Below are 14,398 nucleotides of genomic sequence, written 5' to 3'. Positions count from 1 at the left end.
GGGTCAGAACGGGAGCAGCGGGTCGATGCCGACGGCGAGGAACAGGAGGGTCAGGTAGGTGATCGACCCGTGGAAGACGCGCATCGGCGAGACGTGCTCGTGGCGGATCGCGAGGTTGTAGAGGCGGTGGGTCTCGTAGACGAACCAGCCGCCGGACAGGAGGGCGACGGCGCTGTACAGCAGCCCCATGTCGGCCACCGGGATGAGCAGGAGCGAGCAGACGACCGTCGCCCACGCGTACAGGATGACCTGGAGGCCGACCTGCGCGCGACCGCGGACGACGGCGAGCATCGGCACGCCGACGGCCTGGTAGTCACTGCGGTACTTCATGGACAGCGGCCAGTAGTGGGGCGGCGTCCAGAGGAACACGACCGCGAAGAGGATGATCGGTGCCCATGAGAGCGAACCGGTGACGGCGGCCCAGCCGATGACGACGGGGAAGCAGCCCGCGATGCCACCCCAGATGATGTTCTGCTGGGTGCGTCGCTTCAGCCACAGCGTGTACACGAAGACGTAGAAGAGGATCGCGCCGACGGACAGTGCGGCCGCGAGCCAGTTGGTGGTGGCGAGCAGCCAGACCGTCGAGACGACGCCGAGCGTCCACGCGAACACGAGTGCCTCGCGCGGCGTGAGCTCGCCGGTCACGAGGGGGCGCTTCTTCGTGCGGTCCATGACTGCGTCGATGTCGCGGTCGATGTAGCAGTTGAACGCCGCCGCGGAGCCGGCGCTCAACGACCCGCCGATGACGGTCGCGATGACGAGCCACCAGTCGGGCAGACCGCCCTTCGCGAGGATCATGACGGGGATCGTCGTCACGAGCAGCAGTTCCATGACCCGCGGCTTGGTGAGGGCGATGTACGCCTTCGCCTTGCGTCGGAAACCGAGCTTGGGGCTCGACACACGTTCTGCTACAGCGACGTCCATTGCTCCTCTAACGTTCGGTTCACCACGCACTGCTCGCCCGGTGCGCGGTCCGCAGACGATTCTACGACACGCGCGGACGGCTCCCTACTCACGGTGCGCAGACGCGCGGTCCCTCACCGGGTGACGCCCGTACTGCAAGCTCTGCGACGATCCGTGACGTCGCGTGTTCGCGCTCGTCGAACATCGACCCTCGGCTGCAGGGGTTCGCTATGCTGGGAAGTGCTCGCCAGCCACTGTGCACGCGTGCGCCCCCCTTCACCCAGTTCGAAGAGCGGTGTCGTGTGCTCGGACGCCGAAGACGACGTGGGCCGCGAACGCACAGAAGAAGGCTCGACCGCTCGTCGGCCTCCTGTTCCGATGAGAAGGGTCAGTATTCAGTGGCAGATCTGCAGTGGGAAAGCATTGACAGCAAAGCAGTCGACACGGCGCGCATCCTCGCCGCCGACGCGGTGGAGAAGGTCGGCAACGGCCACCCGGGAACGGCGATGAGTCTCGCCCCCGCCGCCTACCTGCTGTTCCAGAAGGTCATGCGACGCGATCCGAAGGACCAGGACTGGCTCGGACGCGACCGCTTCGTCCTGTCGGTCGGGCACAGCTCGCTGACCCAGTACGTCCAGCTCTACCTGGGCGGCTACGGTCTGGAACTCTCCGACCTCGAGGCGCTCCGCACCTGGGGCTCGCTCACGCCTGGTCACCCGGAGTACGGCCACACCGACGGCGTCGAGATCACCACCGGTCCGCTCGGCCAGGGGCTCGCCTCCGCCGTGGGCTTCGCGTACGCGTCCCGCTTCGAGCGTGGCCTGTTCGACCCCGAGGCCGAGGCCGGCACGAGCCCGTTCGACCACTTCGTCTACGTCATCGCCGGCGACGGCGACCTGCAGGAAGGCGTCACGAGCGAGGCCTCCTCGCTCGCCGGTCACCAGCAGCTCGGCAACCTCATCGCGATCTACGACTCCAACCAGATCTCGATCGAGGACGACACCAACATCGCCTTCACCGAGGACGTCAAGGCCCGCTACGAGGCCTACCACTGGCACGTCCAGGTCGTCGACTGGAAGAAGACCGGCGAGTACGTCGAGGACGTCCATGCGCTCAACGACGCGATCGAGGCGGCGAAGGCCGAGACCGACAAGCCGTCGCTCATCATCCTGAAGACCATCATCGGATGGCCGGCTCCCAAGAAGCAGAACTCCGGCAAGATCCACGGTTCGGCGCTGGGCGCCGAGGAGCTCGCGGCCGTCAAGGAGGTGCTCGGCTTCGACCCCGAGCAGAACTTCTTCGTCGCCGACGAGGTCATCGAGCACACCCGCAAGGCGATCGACCGCGGTGCCGAGGCACGTGCCGAGTGGCAGCAGACGTTCGACGCCTGGGCCGCGGCCAACCCGGAGCGCGCTGCGCTGCTCGAGCGTCTCGAGGCCGGCGAACTCCCCGAGGGTGTCGAGTCGGCGCTGCCCGTGTTCGAGGCCGGCAAGGACGTCTCGACCCGCGCCGCATCCGGCAAGGTGCTCAACGCGCTCGGCCCGGTCATCCCCGAGCTGTGGGGCGGTTCGGCCGACCTCGCCGAGTCGAACAACACGACGATCGAGGGCGGTGCGTCGTTCATCCCGAGCGAGCACTCCACCCACGAGTGGACCGGGAACCCCTACGGTCGCGTCCTGCACTTCGGCATCCGCGAGCACGCCATGGCCGCGATCCTCAACGGCATCGTCCTGCACGGCCCGACCCGCGCGTTCGGTGGCACCTTCCTCATCTTCAGCGACTACATGCGTCCGGCCGTCCGTCTCGCCGCGCTCATGAACGTGCCGTCCATCTTCGTATGGACCCACGACTCCGTCGCCCTCGGTGAGGACGGCCCCACCCACCAGCCGATCGAGCAGCTCGCCTCGCTCCGTGCCATCCCGAACCTCGCCGTCGTGCGACCGGGTGACGCGAACGAGGTGGCCTATGCCTGGCTCGAGATCCTCAAGCGTCGCGGCGGCCCGACCGGCATCGCGCTGACCCGTCAGAACATCCCGGTGTTCGAGCGCGGCACGGGCGACGCCACCGGCGAGACCTTCGCTGCAGCGTCGAACGTCGCCAAGGGTGCGTACATCCTCGCCGAGGCGCCGGGTGGAACGCCGGACGTCATCCTCATCGCGACGGGCTCCGAGCTCCAGCTCGCCGTCGAGGCCCGCGAGGTCCTGCGCGGCGAGGGCGTCAACGCCCGCGTCGTCTCGGTGCCCGCACTGGAGTGGTTCGAGGAGCAGTCCGCCGAGTACCGCGAGTCCGTCCTCCCGAAGGCCGTCACCGCACGCGTCTCCGTCGAAGCGGGTCTCGGGCTGACCTGGAAGAGCATCGTCGGCGACGCCGGCCGGACCGTGTCGATCGAGCACTTCGGTGCGTCCGCCGACTACAAGACGCTGTTCCGCGAGTTCGGCATCACCACGGAGGCAGTCGTCTCCGCAGCACACGAGACGCTCGGCAAGTAGCCCGGGCGAAGGAGACAGAAGAACATGACTGAAACCCCAACCGCCCAGCTGTCCGCCGCCGGCGTCAGCATCTGGCTCGACGACCTCTCCCGCGGACGCATCCAGTCCGGTGGGCTGGAGCAGCTCATCGCCGACCGCAACGTCGTCGGTGTCACGACGAACCCGACGATCTTCGCGTCCGCGCTCAGCAACGGCGACGTCTACGCCGAGCAGGTCGCCCAGCTCGCCGCCGACGGCAAGGACGTCACCGAGGCGGTCTTCGAGATCACCACCGACGACGTGGCTGCTGCATCGAAGATCTTCCGTGGCGTCTACGACTCCTCGAACGGGTACGACGGCCGCGTGTCGATCGAGGTCGAGCCGGGCTTCGCGCACGACGCCGCCGCGACGATCGAGCAGGCCAAGCAGCTCTGGGCCAAGGTCAACCAGCCCAACGCGATGATCAAGATCCCCGCGACGGTCGAGGGCCTCGAGGCCATCACCGCCGTCATCGGCGCCGGCATCAGCGTCAACGTCACGTTGATCTTCAGCCTCACCCGCTACCGCGAGGTCATCAACGCGTTCCTCACCGGTCTCGAGCAGGCGAAGGCCGCGGGCCACGACCTCTCGACGATCCACTCGGTCGCCTCGTTCTTCGTGTCGCGGGTCGACACCGAGATCGACAAGCGTCTCGACGCGATCGGCAGCCCCGAGGCGACCGCACTGAAGAGCAAGGCCGGCGTCGCGAACGCCCAGCTCGCCTACCAGGTCTTCGAGCAGGAGTTCGCGAGCGAGCGTGCCACCGCGCTCCTCGAGGCCGGCGCCAACAAGCAGCGTCCGCTCTGGGCGTCGACGGGTGTCAAGTCCGCCGACCTCCCCGACACGCTCTACGTGACCGAGCTCGTCGCCGACGGCGTGGTCAACACCATGCCGGAGAAGACCCTCGAGGCGACCTTCGACCACGGCGTCATCACCGGCGACACCGTCACCGGTTCCTACACGGCTGCGAACGAGGTCCTCGACGCCATCGCCGCACTCGGCGTGTCCTACGACGAGGTGACGGCGCTGCTCGAGCGTGAGGGCGTCGAGAAGTTCATCGTGTCCTGGGACGAGCTGCTCGAGACCGTGAAGACGGCTCTGGAGGCCTCCAAGTGAGCTTCAAGATCCGCGTGAGCGGCGCGGCGGAAGCCGCTGTCGCATCGGTGGTCCCCACGCTCGTCAGCGACCTCGTCGCGTCGCGCATCACGGACCAGGACCCCACGCTGTGGGGTCCTGCGGCCGAGGCCGAGGCGTCCAAGCGCCTCGGCTGGGTCCAGGCGGTCTCCATCTCCCGCCCGCTGGTCGAGCCGATCCTCGCGCTCCGTGAGCAGTTCAACGACGAGGGCATCGACCACATCGTGCTCGCGGGCATGGGCGGTTCCTCGCTCGCACCCGAGGTCATCACGAACACGCTGGGCGGCAACCTCACCGTCCTCGACTCGACCGCTCCCGGTCAGGTCCTCGCGGCCCTGGCGGACCGCCTCGAGACCTCGGTGCTCGTCGTCTCCTCGAAGTCCGGCTCCACGGTCGAGACCGACAGCCAGCGCCGTGCCTACGAGGCCGCGTTCACGGCTGCGGGGATCGACCCCGCCGGCCGCATCGTCATCGTCACCGACCCGGGCTCCCCGCTCGATGCGGCGGCGAACGAGGCCGGCTACCGGGTCTTCAACGCCGACCCCAACGTCGGCGGTCGCTACAGTGCGCTCACCGCCTTCGGTCTCGTGCCGTCCGGTCTGGCCGGTGTCGACATCGGCGCGCTGCTCGACGAGGCCGACGCGGTACTCGGTGAACTCGCGATCGACGACGCTTCGAACCCGGGACTCATCCTGGGCGCGGCGATCGGCGGCACCGTTCCGCTGCGCGACAAGGTCGGTCTCATCACCGACGGGACGCACATCGTCGGATTCCCGGACTGGGCCGAACAGCTCATCGCCGAATCGACCGGCAAGTCCGGTCGCGGTCTGCTGCCTGTCGTGCTCAACCCGCTCGCTCCCGAGCTCGAGTCGAAGCCGGCCGACCTCCAGATCGTCCGCATCGTCGACGACGCCCACGAGTTCCACCTGCTGCGTCACGACCGCCACGAGGGCGAGATCCTCGTCAGCGGCAGCCTCGGCGCGATGATGCTGGTGTGGGAGTACGCGACCGTCGTCGCCGGGCGCCTCATCGGCATCGACCCGTTCGACCAGCCGGACGTCGAGTCTGCGAAGGTCGCCACCCGTGGTCTGCTCGACAACCGTCCGGAGCCCGAGGCACCCGCCTTCGTCGCCGACGGTGTCGAGGTCCGAGGCTCGGCCGGTCTGCTCGACGGCGTGACCACCCTGTCCGGCGCCGTCGAGGCACTGCTCGCGCAGCTGCCCTCCGACGGCTACGTCGCGATCCAGGGCTACGTCGACCGTCTCGCCTCCCCGCAGCTCGAGAGCATCCGAGACCTCGTCGCGGCGAAGGCGGCACGACCCACGACCTTCGGGTGGGGTCCCCGCTTCCTGCACTCGACGGGTCAGTACCACAAGGGCGGCCCCGCGAACGGCGTGTTCCTGCAGATCACCGAGACGGCCCCCGTCGACCTGGAGATCCCCGAGCGCCCGTTCACCTTCGGCCAGCTCATCGAGGCCCAGGCGGGCGGCGACGCCCGCGTCCTCGCCGAGCACGGTCGTCCGGTCCTCACGCTGACCCTCACGTCGCCGGACCAGAACATCGTCACCCTCTTCGACGCCGTCAACGACTAGCGCGTCACTGCACAAGGAGCTTCATGTCCCCGGTGGAAATCACCCCGGAGTCCAACCCGCTGCGGGTGGACACCGACCGACGCCTCAATCGGATCGCCGGTCCGAGCGGCCTCATCATCTTCGGCGTGACAGGCGACCTGTCCCGCAAGAAGCTGATGCCGGCCGTGTACGACCTGGCGAACCGGGGCCTCCTGCCCCCTGGCTTCTCACTCGTCGGGTTCGCCCGACGGGACTGGGAGGACCAGGACTTCATGGAGGTCGTCCACGAATCCGTCAAGCAGTACGCCCGGACCGAGTTCCGAGAGGACGTCTGGAACCAGCTCGCCCAGGGCATCCGGTTCGTCCCCGGTGAATTCGGTGACGACGCGGCGTTCGAGAAGCTGAAGGAGACCATCGAGGAGCTCGATGCGGATCGCGGGACGATGGGCAACCACGCGTTCTACCTCTCGATCCCGCCGAAGGCCTTCCCGCAGGTCACCGAGCAGCTCCGTCGCTCGGGACTCGCGGAACCCGCTGACGGTCAGTGGCGCCGGGTGGTCATCGAGAAGCCGTTCGGCAGCGACCTCAAGACGGCTCGCGAGCTGAACGACATCGTGCAGTCGGTCTTCCCGTCGGACTCGATCTTCCGGATCGACCACTACCTCGGCAAGGAGACCGTCCAGAACATCCTGGCGCTCCGGTTCGCGAACCAGCTGTACGAGCCCATCTGGAACGCCAATTACGTCGACCACGTGCAGATCACCATGGCCGAGGACATCGGCGTCGGGGGTCGTGCCGGGTACTACGACGGCATCGGAGCGGCGCGCGACGTCATCCAGAACCACCTGCTGCAGCTCCTCGCCCTCACGGCGATGGAGGAGCCGATCTCCTTCAACGCGGCAGACCTGCGCGCTGAGAAGGAGAAGGTCCTCGCTGCCGTCCGCCTCCCCGACGACCTCGGGGCCGCGACGGCCCGTGGGCAGTACGCCGGTGGTTGGCAGGGTGGCGAGCACGTGCTGGGCTTCCTCGACGAGGACGGGATGAACCCGGAGTCGACGACCGAGACCTACGCGGCCATGCGGCTCGACATCAACACGCGTCGGTGGGCCGGCGTGCCGTTCTACCTGCGTGCCGGGAAGCGCCTCGGACGCCGCGTCACCGAGATCGCGGTCGTCTTCAAGCGTGCTCCGCAGTACCTGTTCGCGGAGAGCCAGACCTCGGCGCTCGGCCAGAACGCCTTGGTCATCCGCGTCCAGCCCGACGAGGGTGTCACCATCCGCTTCGGTTCGAAGGTCCCGGGTGCCGGCACCCAGGTCCGCGACGTCACCATGGACTTCGGCTACGGCCACGCCTTCACCGAGGCGAGTCCCGAGGCGTACGAACGTCTCATCCTCGACGTCCTGCTGGGCGACCCGCCCCTCTTCCCCCGTCACGAGGAGGTCGAGCTCTCCTGGAAGATCCTCGACCCGATCGAGGAGTACTGGGCCGCTCAGGACACGCCGCTCGAGCAGTACGCTCCCGGCACCTGGGGCCCCTCCTCGGCCGACGACCTCATGAACCGCGACGGACGCACCTGGAGACGACCATGATCGTAGACCTGCCAGACACGACTACGAGCAAGCTCTCGAAGGCGCTCGTGACCATCCGCGAGGACGGCGGCGCCGTCGCCCTGGGTCGCGTGCTCACCCTGGTGATCTCGACGCGGCTCGGAGCCGAGGAGGAAGCCATCGAGGCCGCCAACGAGGCCTCCCGCGAGCACCCCATGCGGGTCATCGTCCTCTCCACGGAGCACGACGACCAGCAGTCCTCCATCGGCGACCGGCTCGATGCCCAGATCCGCGTCGGCGGCGACGCCGGAGCGAGCGAGGTGGTCATCCTCCGCGCCTACGGTGCGGTGGCCGAGAACGAGGAGAGCCTCGTGACCGGTCTGCTCCTGCCCGACGCACCCGTCGTCGCCTGGTGGCCCGGTGAGGCACCCGAACGCGTCTCGACGTCACCGATCGGCCGCATCGCCCAGCGTCGTATCACCGACGCGTCCGCGGCGGCGGACACCCACGCCGCGCTCCGCGGTCGCGCGGCGAACTACGCCCCCGGAGACACGGACTTCGCATGGACCAGGCTCACGCTCTGGCGTGCCCAGCTCGCGGCGGTGCTCGACCAGCCGCCGTACGAGCCCGTCACGGCGATCGAGGTGTCCGGAGCATCGGACTCCCCGTCGACCGAGCTGCTCGCCGCCTGGCTCCAGTTGCAGTTGCAGGTCGACGTGACCCACGAGCTCAGCATGGCCCACGGGTCGAGCGGCATCCACGGTGTCCGCCTCACGCGGGCGTCCGGCAACGTCGTCCTCGAGCGACCCGTTCCCGACATCGCGACGCTGATCCAGCCCGGACAGCCGACGCACGACCTCTCGCTCCCCCGTCGCAGTCTGCGCGACTGCCTCGCCGAGGAACTCCGCACGCTCGACCCGGACGTCTTGTACGGACAGGTCATCACCGTGGGCCTCCCCGGCCTCGGCGAGCCGGTCACGCTCCGCGCTCGGACCAGCTGATGCCGACCGAGCGACGCGTCCTCGTCTATCAGGACCGCGACCAGCTGACGACCTCGGTCGCCAAGCGGTTCCTGTCCCGAACCCGTGAACTGCTCGAGTCGCAGGAGACGGTCCACGTCGTCCTGACCGGCGGGACGGTCGGCACGGGGACGCTCGCCGCCGTGGCGGCGTCGAAGGACCGCGACCGGGTGGACTGGTCCCGGGTGCACCTCTGGTGGGGAGACGAGCGCTGGGTCGCTCGGGACGACGCCGATCGGAACGAGTTGCAGGCACGGGAGGCCTTGCTGGAAGCTCTGCTGGCGCTTCCGGAGCGTGGCCTCGTCGCCGAACACGTGCACGGATACCCGGCGCCGGAGGACGGCATCGACCTCGACGCCGCTGCGGTGCGGTACGCGGACGAGCTCCGTCGGTTCGCGCGACCCGGCGAGGACCACCCCCGGTTCGACATCACGTTCCTGGGTGTCGGTCCCGACGGTCACGTCGCGTCGCTCTTCCCGGAGCGGGCCGAGGTCTCGGTCACCGACACCTCGGTGGTCCCGGTGCGGAACTCCCCCAAGCCGCCGTCGGAACGACTCAGCCTGACGCGGCCGGCCATCAACTCCTCCGTGCGGGTCTGGCTCGTCCTCGCCGGCACCGACAAGGCGTCGGCACTCGGCCTCGCCCTCGCGGGTGCCAGCTACAACGAGGTCCCCGCCGCCGGGGCCAAGGGACGCAAACGGACGGTGTTCTTCGTCGACCAGGATGCTGCCGCCGAGGTCCCAGATTCGTTGATCCTGCCGGAGTACTAGCAGAGGCCGGCCGCCGAGCCGGTGCCAGCATGCAGAAAGGCCGTTCCCCGAGGGGAACGGCCTTTCCGCATTTGTGGTCCTGGTTACTTCGCTGCCGTACCGCGGCGTGCACGGAGCTGCTGGAGTGCTTCTTCGAGCAGCTGCTCGGCTTCTTCCTCCGTGCGCCGTTCCTTCACGTAGGCGAGGTGGGTCTTGTACGGCTCGAGCTTCGCGACCTCCGGCGGGTTCGCCTTGTCGCGACCGGCCGGCAGACCGGACGTCGGGCAGTCGATCGTCTCGGGGATCTCCTCGTCGGGGACGTTCGCCGCGAAGTGGCGGACCGTCTCGTTGCCGAGGGCGTCCCAGTAGGAGATGGCGATGCGGTCCGCGTGGTAGCCGTGGTCCTGCTCGCCCATGGGACCGGCGCCGACGCGTGATCCCCTGATAGCGCTTCCGCCTGATGCCATGGTGTTTCCTCTTTCTCGTACTGTCGAGAGTGGTTCGGGTGTGGTGCGTCGAGTTGCGTCCCCGGGATCGGGGCTTCGCGGCCGGTCTAGGCGGCGGCGAACTTCGTCAGGAGCCCGATCACGACGATGCAGGCGCCCCAGGTCAGGCCGAGGATGACGGTGAAGCGGTTGAGGTTGCGCTCGGCGACCCCTGACGAACCGAGGTTGCTGGAGGAGCCGCCGCCGAACATGTCGGACAGACCGCCGCCGCGGCCCTTGTGCAGCAGGATCAGGAAGGTGAGCAGGAGGCTGGTGATGCCGAGCAGCACCTGCAGGATGACCTGGAGAATCTCCACGTGAGACCTTTCGCATTCGCGTTCAGAGGGGCTGAACCGCCGTCCAGTATACCTCGACGGTTCAGCGGACACGGCTCGGCCCGCGGCTGGTGCCGCGGGCCGAGCCGTGTCGGTACTGCTGGTGCAGCAGGTCGGTCAGAGTCCGACGTGCTGCGAGAAGCGGGCGATCCCGGCGAACTCGTCGGCGAGCAGGCTCGCACCGCCGACGAGGGCACCGTCGACGTCGGGTTCGCGCATGAAGCCGGCGATGTTCGAGGCCTTCACCGAACCGCCGTAGAGGATCCGCGTGCGCTGCGCCGCCTCATCGCCGAGGACCTCGGCGAGCGTGCTGCGGAGAGCGGCTGCGACCTGCTGCGCCTGGTCGGGCGTCGCCGCCTGACCGGAACCGATGGCCCACACCGGCTCGTAGGCGACGACGATGTCCGCGTCCGATGCGAGTCCGTCGATGGCAGCCTTGAGCTGCGCCACGGGGACGGCCGACGGGCCGTGTTCCTCGAGGTCTTCGGCGGTCTCACCGATGCAGATGACGGGGACGAGGCCGTGTCGCACGGCTGCGGCCGCCTTCGCCTGGACGACCTCGTCGGTCTCGTTGTGCAGGGTGCGGCGCTCGGAGTGTCCGACGAGCACGTAGCGGCAGTCGAGCTTCGCGAGGAACGCTCCGGAGATCTCACCGGTGTAGGCGCCAGCGTCGTGCTGCGACAGGTCCTGCGCGCCGTAGGCCAGCTTGAGCTTGTCGGCGGCGACGATCGTCTGGACCGAGCGGAGGTCCGTGAACGGCGGGAAGATGGCCACCTCGGCGTCGGCGTAGTCGTGCTTGCCGTCCTTGAGCGTCCAATCGAGCTTCTGGACGAGCGCGATCGCCTGGAGGTGGTCCAGGTTGAGCTTCCAGTTGCCGGCGATCAGGGGCACACGCGTGCGCCCGGGGGTTACTGCTGCCATCCGAGGACCTCCAGTCCAGGCAGACGCTTGCCCTCGAGGAACTCGAGGCTGGCGCCGCCACCAGTTGAGATGTGACCGAACTGGTCATCATCGAAGCCGAGCGCACGAACCGCTGCGGCCGAGTCACCGCCACCGACGACGCTCAGGCCGTCCGTGCGGGTGAGTGCTTCAGCGACCGCGCGCGTACCGGCGGCGAAGGGCGCGAGTTCGAACACGCCCATCGGGCCGTTCCAGAACACCGTCTTGGACGCGGCGACGATCTCGGCGAACGCTGCAGCCGTGTCCGGTCCGATGTCGAGTCCGAGCCCTGCGGCACCGAACGGGGTGTCCTCGATGGCGTCGGCCGGGCGCACGACGTGCTCGGCGTCGGCGCCGAACGCCGAGGCGACGACGACGTCGGTCGGCAGGACGATCGTCACGCCGAGCTCGTCGGCCTTCGCGAGGTACCCGCGGACGGTCTCGATCTGGTCCGCTTCGAGCAGGCTCGAACCGACGGCGTGCCCCTGGGCGGCGAGGAAGGTGAACAGCATGCCACCGCCGATGAGCAGCGAGTCGACGCGCGGCAGCAGATGGCCGATGACGCCCAGTTTGTCGGACACCTTCGAGCCGCCGAGGACGACCGTGTAGGGGCGCTCCGGGGTCTCGGTGAGACGGTCGAGGACCTCGAGCTCGGCGGCGATGAGCAGTCCGGCAGCGCTCGGGAGCAGCTTGGCGAGCTCGTACACGCTCGCCTGCTTCCGGTGGACGACACCGAAGCCGTCGGAGACGACGACGTCGCCGAACGCGGCGAGCTTGGCGGCGAACGCCTCGCGTTCGCCGGCGTCCTTGCTGGTCTCGGCGGAGTTGAAGCGCAGGTTCTCGAGCAGCACGACGTCGCCGTCGGTCTGTGCGGCGACGGCGTCGGTCGCGGCACTGCCGACGGTGTCGGCGGCGAAGGTCACGGGCTTGCCGAGGAGTTCGGACAACCGCTGCGCGACGGGCGCAAGGCTGTACTTCGCGTCGGGTGTACCGTCGGGCCGGCCGAGGTGCGAGACGATGACGACACGCGCACCCTGGTTGATGAGCGCGTTGAGGGTGGGGAGTGCCGCGCGGATGCGGCCGTCGTCGGTGATGACGCCGTCCTTCAGCGGGACGTTGAGGTCGAGGCGGACGACGGCTCGGCGACCGCTGAGGTCGCCCAGCGAGTCGAGGGTGCGAAGGGTCATGAGGAGGGTCTTTCTCTGCGCTGAGCCACGACCACCGACGAAGCCGAACGGGCGCCCTGAAGATGATTCAGGACGCCCGTTCGGACCATACGGTGTCTGGCTGCTCGGGTGAGGAGTGCGGCAGACAGCCGGTTGGTTAGAGGCGGTCCGCGACGTACTCGGTGAGGTCGACGAGGCGGTTCGAGTAGCCCCACTCGTTGTCGTACCACGAGGCGACCTTGACCTGCGAGCCGATGACCTTGGTGAGGCCGGCGTCGAAGATCGAGGAGTGCGGGTCGGTCACGATGTCGCTCGAGACGATCGGGTCCTCGGTGTACTTCAGGATGCCCTTGAGGGGGCCCTCGGCGGCGGCCTTGTACGCGGCGTTGATCTCCTCGACCGTGGCCGGGTTGGTCAGCTCGACCGTGAGATCGGTGATCGAACCGGTCGGGACCGGGACGCGCAGGGCGTAGCCGTCGAGCTTGCCGACGAGCTCCGGGATGACCAGGCCGAGTGCCTTGGCTGCACCGGTGGAGGTCGGGATGATGTTGACGGCGGCGGCGCGTGCACGACGGAGGTCGCTGTGCGGGCCGTCCTGCAGGTTCTGGTCGGCGGTGTAGGCGTGGACCGTGGTCATGAGGCCACGCTCGATGCCGAAGTTGTCGAGCAGGACCTTGGCGAGCGGCGCGAGGCAGTTCGTCGTGCAGGACGCGTTCGAGATGATGTCGTGCGTCGCGGCGTCGTAGGTGCCCTCGTTGACGCCGAGGACGATCGTGGCGACGTCGCTGCCCGTGGCGGGAGCCGACACGAGGACCTTCTTGGCGCCGGCGGTGATGTGCTTGCGGGCGTCGTCGGACTTCGTGAAGCGACCGGTCGACTCGATGACGATGTCGACGCCGAGCTCGCCCCAGGGGAGGTCGGCGGGGTCGCGCTCCGCGAGCACGATGATGGGCTTGCCGTTGACGATGATCTTGTCGCCGTCGAGCTCGACCGTGGCGTCCAGACGACCCGTGATGGAGTCGTACTTCAGGAGGTGGGCGAGCGCCTTGTTGTCGGTGAGGTCGTTGACAGCGACGATCTCGAGGTCGCTGCCCTTGGCGAGGGCGGCGCGGAAGAAGTTGCGGCCGATGCGGCCGAAGCCGTTGATGCCGATCTTGACGGACACAGATGACTCCTGATACTGAGGCGCCAGACGGCGCGATTGTACGGTCTGCTCGGAGTGAGCGCCCTCCCCGAGTGAGGAGGAAGGTGGTCCGTCCCGGCCCGTGGGACCGGGACGGACCGGTCAACTACGACAGTACCAGCAGGCCGTTGGTCTGCTTGCGCGCGACCTCGAAGCGTGCCTGGACGTCGGCCCAGTTGACGATGTTCCAGAACGCCTTGACGTAGTCGGCGCGGACGTTCTTGTAGTCGAGGTAGTAGGCGTGCTCCCAGACGTCGAGCAGCAGCAGCGGGACGGTACCGGCCGGGAAGTTGCCCTGCTGGTCGAAGAACTGCTGGATGTTGATGCGCTGACCGAGGGTGTCCCAGGTGAGCGCGGCCCATCCGGATCCCTGCACGCCGAGCGCCGCGGCGGTGAAGTGCGCCTGGAACTTGTCGAAGCTGCCGAAGTACTCGTCGACGGCCGACTCGAGCTCGCCGGTCGGCTTGTCGCCGCCGTCCGGGGAGAGGTTGTTCCACCAGATGGTGTGGTTGACGTGACCGCCGAGGTTGAACGCGAGGTCCTTCTCGAGCTTGTTGACGTTCGTGAAGTCGTTGGCGTCGCGGGCCTCAGCGAGCTTCTCGAGGGCCGTGTTCGCACCGGCCACGTAGGTGGCGTGGTGCTTGTCGTGGTGGAGCTCGGTGATGGTCGCACTGATGTGCGGCTCGAGCGCACTGTAGTCGTACGGCAATTCGGGCAGTGAGTAAACAGCCATTCTTCGTGATCTCCTCGTGTTGTCCCGTGCGCTGTCTGCACACGGCTCTGAGCGTCATCACCCAGTCTAGTGAGCGGCAACCGTCGGGGGTCGGGGCTTGTTCCCAGCATGACGAACCGCGACGATG

13 protein-coding genes are annotated in these 14,398 nt (G+C 68.3%); 6 read left to right on the top strand and 7 right to left on the bottom strand.

Annotated features, from left to right (window positions below):
* Positions 1 to 3: 3 nt before the first annotated feature.
* Positions 4 to 924, bottom strand: a complete 921-nt coding sequence (locus BIU99_RS05885) for a heme o synthase (RefSeq protein WP_064296933.1) — start codon at positions 922 to 924, stop codon at positions 4 to 6.
* A gap of 377 nt (positions 925 to 1,301) precedes the next feature.
* Here BIU99_RS05885 and tkt point away from each other — a divergent pair, with 377 nt between their 5' ends.
* The 6 genes from tkt to pgl are packed head-to-tail and all read left to right on the top strand — an operon-like array spanning position 1,302 to position 9,451.
* Positions 1,302 to 3,392 carry a transketolase gene (gene tkt / locus BIU99_RS05880; RefSeq protein ID WP_064296932.1) on the top strand — a complete coding sequence of 697 codons (2,091 nt, stop codon included), beginning with the start codon at positions 1,302 to 1,304 and terminating at the stop codon, positions 3,390 to 3,392.
* Between the two features lie 24 nt (positions 3,393 to 3,416).
* Positions 3,417 to 4,526 (top strand): transaldolase, encoded by a 1,110-nt coding sequence (gene tal, locus BIU99_RS05875; RefSeq protein ID WP_071260200.1) that lies wholly within the window; start codon positions 3,417 to 3,419, stop codon positions 4,524 to 4,526.
* The gene (locus BIU99_RS05870; protein ID WP_071260198.1) at positions 4,523 to 6,136 is read left to right on the top strand and encodes a glucose-6-phosphate isomerase; all 1,614 of its coding nucleotides are present in this window, start codon (positions 4,523 to 4,525) and stop codon (positions 6,134 to 6,136) included. Before tal ends, BIU99_RS05870 begins: the two co-directional genes overlap by 4 nt.
* A 23-nt stretch (positions 6,137 to 6,159) precedes the next feature.
* Positions 6,160 to 7,704 carry a glucose-6-phosphate dehydrogenase gene (gene zwf, locus BIU99_RS05865; RefSeq protein ID WP_064296929.1) on the top strand — a complete coding sequence of 515 codons (1,545 nt, stop codon included), beginning with the start codon at positions 6,160 to 6,162 and terminating at the stop codon, positions 7,702 to 7,704.
* Positions 7,701 to 8,663, top strand: coding sequence for a glucose-6-phosphate dehydrogenase assembly protein OpcA (locus tag BIU99_RS05860; RefSeq protein WP_064296928.1), 963 nt, complete (start codon positions 7,701 to 7,703; stop codon positions 8,661 to 8,663). The genes zwf and BIU99_RS05860 overlap by 4 nt, the downstream gene beginning before the upstream one ends.
* The gene (gene pgl, locus BIU99_RS05855) at positions 8,663 to 9,451 is read left to right on the top strand and encodes a 6-phosphogluconolactonase (protein WP_064296927.1); all 789 of its coding nucleotides are present in this window, start codon (positions 8,663 to 8,665) and stop codon (positions 9,449 to 9,451) included. Before BIU99_RS05860 ends, pgl begins: the two co-directional genes overlap by 1 nt.
* Before the next feature lie 83 nt (positions 9,452 to 9,534).
* On the opposite strand, the gene BIU99_RS05850 is transcribed toward pgl, so the two are convergent.
* The 6 genes from BIU99_RS05850 to BIU99_RS05825 form a co-directional block, all read right to left on the bottom strand.
* Positions 9,535 to 9,897 carry an RNA polymerase-binding protein RbpA gene (locus BIU99_RS05850; protein ID WP_064296926.1) on the bottom strand — a complete coding sequence of 121 codons (363 nt, stop codon included), beginning with the start codon at positions 9,895 to 9,897 and terminating at the stop codon, positions 9,535 to 9,537.
* An 86-nt stretch (positions 9,898 to 9,983) separates the two neighbouring features.
* The gene (gene secG, locus BIU99_RS05845) at positions 9,984 to 10,232 is read right to left on the bottom strand and encodes a preprotein translocase subunit SecG (protein ID WP_056005661.1); all 249 of its coding nucleotides are present in this window, start codon (positions 10,230 to 10,232) and stop codon (positions 9,984 to 9,986) included.
* A gap of 135 nt (positions 10,233 to 10,367) precedes the next feature.
* A complete protein-coding gene (gene tpiA / locus BIU99_RS05840) occupies positions 10,368 to 11,171 on the bottom strand; it encodes a triose-phosphate isomerase (RefSeq protein WP_071260196.1) in 804 nt (267 codons plus the stop codon).
* Positions 11,159 to 12,376 carry a phosphoglycerate kinase gene (pgk, locus tag BIU99_RS05835; protein WP_064296924.1) on the bottom strand — a complete coding sequence of 406 codons (1,218 nt, stop codon included), beginning with the start codon at positions 12,374 to 12,376 and terminating at the stop codon, positions 11,159 to 11,161. The genes tpiA and pgk overlap by 13 nt, the downstream gene beginning before the upstream one ends.
* Positions 12,377 to 12,512: 136 nt before the next feature.
* On the bottom strand, positions 12,513 to 13,520 hold the full coding sequence (gene gap, locus BIU99_RS05830) for a type I glyceraldehyde-3-phosphate dehydrogenase (RefSeq protein ID WP_064296923.1): 1,008 nt from the start codon (positions 13,518 to 13,520) through the stop codon (positions 12,513 to 12,515).
* A 124-nt stretch (positions 13,521 to 13,644) separates the two neighbouring features.
* Positions 13,645 to 14,271: a superoxide dismutase gene (locus BIU99_RS05825; protein ID WP_064296922.1), complete on the bottom strand. Its 627-nt coding sequence runs from the start codon at positions 14,269 to 14,271 to the stop codon at positions 13,645 to 13,647.
* Between the last annotated feature and the right edge of the window lie 127 nt (positions 14,272 to 14,398).

The organism is Plantibacter sp. MMLR14_011 (genome assembly GCF_001865025.1).
GTDB classification, from domain to species: Bacteria; Actinomycetota; Actinomycetes; order Actinomycetales; family Microbacteriaceae; genus Plantibacter; species Plantibacter flavus_A.
Note: the sequence above shows the minus strand (reverse complement) of the source record. Positions and strands in the feature narration are given on the sequence as shown.

Excerpts from the sequence above, each read along its gene's own strand:
- BIU99_RS05850 (WP_064296926.1), bottom strand. The coding sequence starts at position 9,897 with ATGGCATCAGGCGGAAGCGCTATCAGGGGATCACGCGTCGGCGCCGGT.
- tal (WP_071260200.1), top strand. The coding sequence starts at position 3,417 with ATGACTGAAACCCCAACCGCCCAGCTGTCCGCCGCCGGCGTCAGCATC.
- pgl (WP_064296927.1), top strand. The coding sequence starts at position 8,663 with ATGCCGACCGAGCGACGCGTCCTCGTCTATCAGGACCGCGACCAGCTG.
- tpiA (WP_071260196.1), bottom strand. The coding sequence starts at position 11,171 with ATGGCAGCAGTAACCCCCGGGCGCACGCGTGTGCCCCTGATCGCCGGC.
- BIU99_RS05885 (WP_064296933.1), bottom strand. The coding sequence starts at position 924 with ATGGACGTCGCTGTAGCAGAACGTGTGTCGAGCCCCAAGCTCGGTTTC.
- zwf (WP_064296929.1), top strand. The coding sequence starts at position 6,160 with ATGTCCCCGGTGGAAATCACCCCGGAGTCCAACCCGCTGCGGGTGGAC.
- pgk (WP_064296924.1), bottom strand. The coding sequence starts at position 12,376 with ATGACCCTTCGCACCCTCGACTCGCTGGGCGACCTCAGCGGTCGCCGA.
- BIU99_RS05860 (WP_064296928.1), top strand. The coding sequence starts at position 7,701 with ATGATCGTAGACCTGCCAGACACGACTACGAGCAAGCTCTCGAAGGCG.
- BIU99_RS05825 (WP_064296922.1), bottom strand. The coding sequence starts at position 14,271 with ATGGCTGTTTACTCACTGCCCGAATTGCCGTACGACTACAGTGCGCTC.